Source organism: Arsenophonus sp. ENCA (assembly GCF_002287155.1).
Classification (GTDB): domain Bacteria; phylum Pseudomonadota; class Gammaproteobacteria; order Enterobacterales; family Enterobacteriaceae; genus Arsenophonus; species Arsenophonus nilaparvatae.
The window spans coordinates 1-3,900 of sequence record NZ_NHNG01000763.1; the positions used below are offsets into that span (position 1 = coordinate 1).

A 3,900-nucleotide genomic window follows, 5' to 3' on the forward strand; every position below is an offset into this window, starting at 1 on the left:
TACAGGTTTCGATCTTGACCAGCGGGTCACCCAACTTGTCGATCGTCTGTTGGTGATACTGGTTTGCAAAGAGGTCATTCTTAATGGCGCTGCGTTTCTTCATGGTGGTTAGCTCAGTAGACCAGCTTCCGATAACTTTATCAGCAAAATCAAACTCGGCTTAGGTTTTTCGAGGTGCCCACAAGTTAGATACATCTAAAAAACACAAAAATAGGTTATTTTTTAGTCTTATATAGGTCATTTTTAATTTAAAAATTGATTATTTTATCATCAATAGCTGGTTTTTTTGTAAGTCACAATTAATTTTGCTATTGAGCAACAGGCTTTATGTATGACCAAGGATTTACTTTGTTGCGTTTCTTCATGGTGGTTAGCTCAGTAGACCAGCTTCCGATAACTTTATCAGCAAAATCAAACTCGGCTTAGGTTTTTCGAGGTGCCCTTAGAATGAAAGCCAAGGGTTAATTGAAAATCTTGAGTTTTTCGAGGTGCCCCAAATAGGTTACTATCCGACTCTACTAATAAAAATAAACCAGTTATTAATATTAATCCTGTTGATAATAAAGGAGTATCCCATATTTTTTTTAACAAAATGGATATAGGCAAAAAAGGGATTTATTTTAATAATAATATTGAGCACAGTGCTAAATTGATTATTGCTGAAATTGATAGCAATGAAAAAACCAGGCTGTTGGGAGAATTAGCTATTCTAGGAACAAAGGCGGCTATTCTGATTGCTAATCAGCAGGGAATTAGTTGCATAAGCTGTTCATTTTCTGGCACTGATCGGGTAACTTTGCTGGCTGGCAAAATTAATCTTGGGTTATATGAAAAAATTGATAATATTAAATTAAATCAATCAATAAGTCGATTAGTTTTTCCGGAAATATTAATTTTAATAATATTAAAGATATTGAGGTATTAGCTTATAATAATATTATTAATGCTAACACGCAAATTAAGGCAGATAGAATAACTTACCGAACAGGTAATATACCGTTTTTTATAGAGTATAATAATATTAATGATAAAAATGCTCATATAAATTTATCTTATTTTAAACCTTGGTTAGTTGATGATTTTGGTTATTTAAAATTTCAAATAAAACAAGGTAGTCAATTAAGTGCTAATGAAATGAATGTTTATGTAACAGGTGGTTCATTTAGAAATGCTGCTGAGATAGATATTAATTCATTATTTTATTTTAATGTTTATAAAGTAAGAGATATTAGGGAAGTCATTAATCGAATAACAAAAAATTATCAATTTAATAATCAAATAAAAAGTGAGTACCAGATCTTAAAGCAAGCCAGGAAAAATAATCACAGGTGATTTTGTAAATGGAAATGACTTTACTAGTGAAATGATAAACAAAGGAAATGGAATTGTTAAAATTAAGAAATGAAAATATTTATTTTTAAGTCATTATGTCACAAGCCCATCATTATTGATTGGCACTTGGTGTTAAAAATTAGCTATTTTATTTTTTTTCGTCCGTTTCAGGTAAAGTTACATTTAACTCTAAAACCGAGATATCATCATTTTTTTGTTCAAATTGTACTGTGAGCATTTCTGGATCAATTTGGACGTATTTACAAATGACCTTTAAAATATCACGTTTCATTGCGGGTAGGTAAGCCGGCCCACAGTCATTACGTCGGCGTTCGGCAACAATAATTTGTAGCCTTTCCTTAGCAATATTGGCCGTTGATTTTTTTTTCGACAGGAAAAAATCTAATAAGGCCATATTTTATCCTCCAAACAAGCGCTTTAAGAAGCCTTTTTTTTCTTCTTCAATAAAACGAATAGGGCGGTTTTTACCTAAAATTCGATCAACGCAGTCACTGTATGCTTTGCCTGCATCAGATTTGGTATCGAGAATAACAGGCTCTCCTTGGTTAGAGGAACGTAAAACGGATTGATCTTCAGGGATCACACCAATCAGTGGGATACACAGAATTTCAAGTACGTCTTCCATACTCAGCATATCACCATGAGTGACACGACCTGGATTATAACGGGTAAGCAAAAGTTGCTCCTTGACGGGTTCTTCGCCACGTTCTGCACGGCGTGATTTAGAAGCGATAATACCGAGTATGCGATCTGAATCACGTACAGAAGAGACTTCAGGGTTGGTGGTAATAATTGCTTCATCGGCGAAATAAAGTGCCATCAATGCACCACTTTCGATACCTGCGGGTGAATCGCAGATAATGAATTCGAAATCTAATTTTTTCAGTCCATTTAGCACTTTTTCAACGCCTTCGCGTGTTAATGCATCTTTATCACGCGTTTGTGAAGCAGGAAGTATATGAAGATTTTCAGTCCTTTTATCTTTAATAAGTGCTTGGTTGAGTGTGGCATCACCTTGGATCACATTCACAAAATCATACACTACGCGGCGTTCGCATCCCATAATTAAATCGAGGTTACGTAGACCAATATCAAAATCGATCACAACGGTTTTTTTTCCTCTTTGGGCCAGGCCGGTAGCGATGGCTGCGCTGGAAGTAGTTTTGCCTACGCCACCTTTACCTGAGGTTACAACAATAATGCATGCCATGAAGTCATTCCTGTAATAAGGTCTAAATGATATTATTAATCGTCAATTCATTATTTACCAAACAAAGTCTAGCTGCTTTCCCCATAAAATCTGCAGGAATTTGTTCACTTAACCAAAATTGTCCAGCAATAGAAACTAATTCCGCTTGTAAGTGTGTACAGTAAATTTGACAACCATTATCGCCAGATGCGCCAGCAAGTACTCTACCACGCATCATGCCATAAATATGTATATTGCCATCAGCAATCAATTCAGCGCCAGCACTAACATTAGCGTTAACAATTAAATCACAATTAGCGGCATATATTCGTTGTCCTGAACGAACATGGGTATTAATAATACGCGTCTTGCCATGTTCAGTGGTAGCGATATCGGCAGTTTTTTTATTTTGTGTTTTTTGATTTTGACCTTCACTAAGTAAAGGTAGACCAATATCAATGATAGCCTGGCGCAATTTAGTATTGGTACATCCACTAACACCAACTATCTTTAAACCTGTCTGACTAATAATTTTATAGCAGGATAAAATAGTATTTGCATTTAATAGACCAGCAACATTGAAGACAACAGGGGCATTTCTCAAAAACTCAGGCGCTTGGTCAATTTTTTCCTGAATTGCTTTTTTAATAGCTTCAGGATCTTCATTATGAATATGAAGAACGGTGAGAGTGAAGCTACTGCCTTTTAGTTCGATTGGTGATTGTGCCATCTGCATTCGACTCAGCATGTTGAACTGACCCATAGTGGAATTTTGGACGATGATATAAGGAAATACAATATTATGTTATAGTTACTTAACAATTGCCCCGTAAATCCTCGCCCAATGCGAGGCTGTCGCAAAAGGGGTGGAATTTTTTTTCGGCCCATTCCCAGTCGAAACGCAACAAACCCATAAAACGTTATGCAGCCATTAGATGAGCTAAAAATACTTCATTTGGAGAAAAATAGCCCAACGATTTTCGTCCCCGAGTATTAAGTATGTGCTCAAGTTCTGCAATCTCGTTGTCCGTGACTGAGTTGAAGTCCGTTCCTTTTGGGTAAAAACGGCGGATAAGTCCGTTACTGTGTTCATTTAAACCACGCTCCCATGAGTGATAAGGCCTGGCAAAGAAGACATTAGCACCGGTGATCTCAGTTATCTGTTTATGCATGGAGAACTCAGAACCGTTATCGGCCGTCAAAGTTTTAAAGTCACAGAAGGTATTTGCTACAATGTCAAGGAAAGCATCTACAACAGTATCAGCGCGTTTATTCGGTAACTTGCGGATAATAATCTGCTTGGTAGCTTTATCCGCTAGAGTCAGTAAGAATGACTTCTGATCTTTACCAAATACAGT

At 36.3% G+C, this 3,900-nt stretch carries 5 protein-coding genes and 1 pseudogene; 2 read left to right on the top strand and 4 right to left on the bottom strand.

Annotated elements, in window-relative coordinates:
• Nucleotides 1-523: 523 nt before the first annotated feature.
• A pseudogene (locus CBG25_RS19710) lies at nucleotides 524-925 on the top strand (filamentous hemagglutinin N-terminal domain-containing protein); the annotation flags it as partial.
• Between the two features lie 209 nt (nucleotides 926-1,134).
• On the top strand, nucleotides 1,135-1,332 hold the full coding sequence (locus CBG25_RS19715; RefSeq protein ID WP_290608769.1) for a hypothetical protein: 198 nt from the start codon (nucleotides 1,135-1,137) through the stop codon (nucleotides 1,330-1,332).
• A gap of 148 nt (nucleotides 1,333-1,480) precedes the next feature.
• Here CBG25_RS19715 and minE read toward each other — a convergent pair whose 3' ends face one another.
• The 4 genes from minE to CBG25_RS19735 all read right to left on the bottom strand — a co-directional run.
• Nucleotides 1,481-1,747: a cell division topological specificity factor MinE gene (gene minE / locus CBG25_RS19720; protein WP_032115886.1), complete on the bottom strand. Its 267-nt coding sequence runs from the start codon at nucleotides 1,745-1,747 to the stop codon at nucleotides 1,481-1,483.
• 3 nt (nucleotides 1,748-1,750) lie between these two features.
• Complete coding sequence (gene minD / locus CBG25_RS19725) at nucleotides 1,751-2,563, bottom strand: septum site-determining protein MinD (RefSeq protein ID WP_290608771.1); 813 nt, start codon at nucleotides 2,561-2,563, stop codon at nucleotides 1,751-1,753.
• Between the two features lie 22 nt (nucleotides 2,564-2,585).
• Nucleotides 2,586-3,272, bottom strand: a complete 687-nt coding sequence (minC, locus tag CBG25_RS19730) for a septum site-determining protein MinC (RefSeq protein ID WP_290608773.1) — start codon at nucleotides 3,270-3,272, stop codon at nucleotides 2,586-2,588.
• Between the two features lie 190 nt (nucleotides 3,273-3,462).
• On the bottom strand, nucleotides 3,463-3,900 hold a 438-nt coding region (locus CBG25_RS19735; RefSeq protein ID WP_290608775.1), incomplete at its 5' end, for an IS30 family transposase.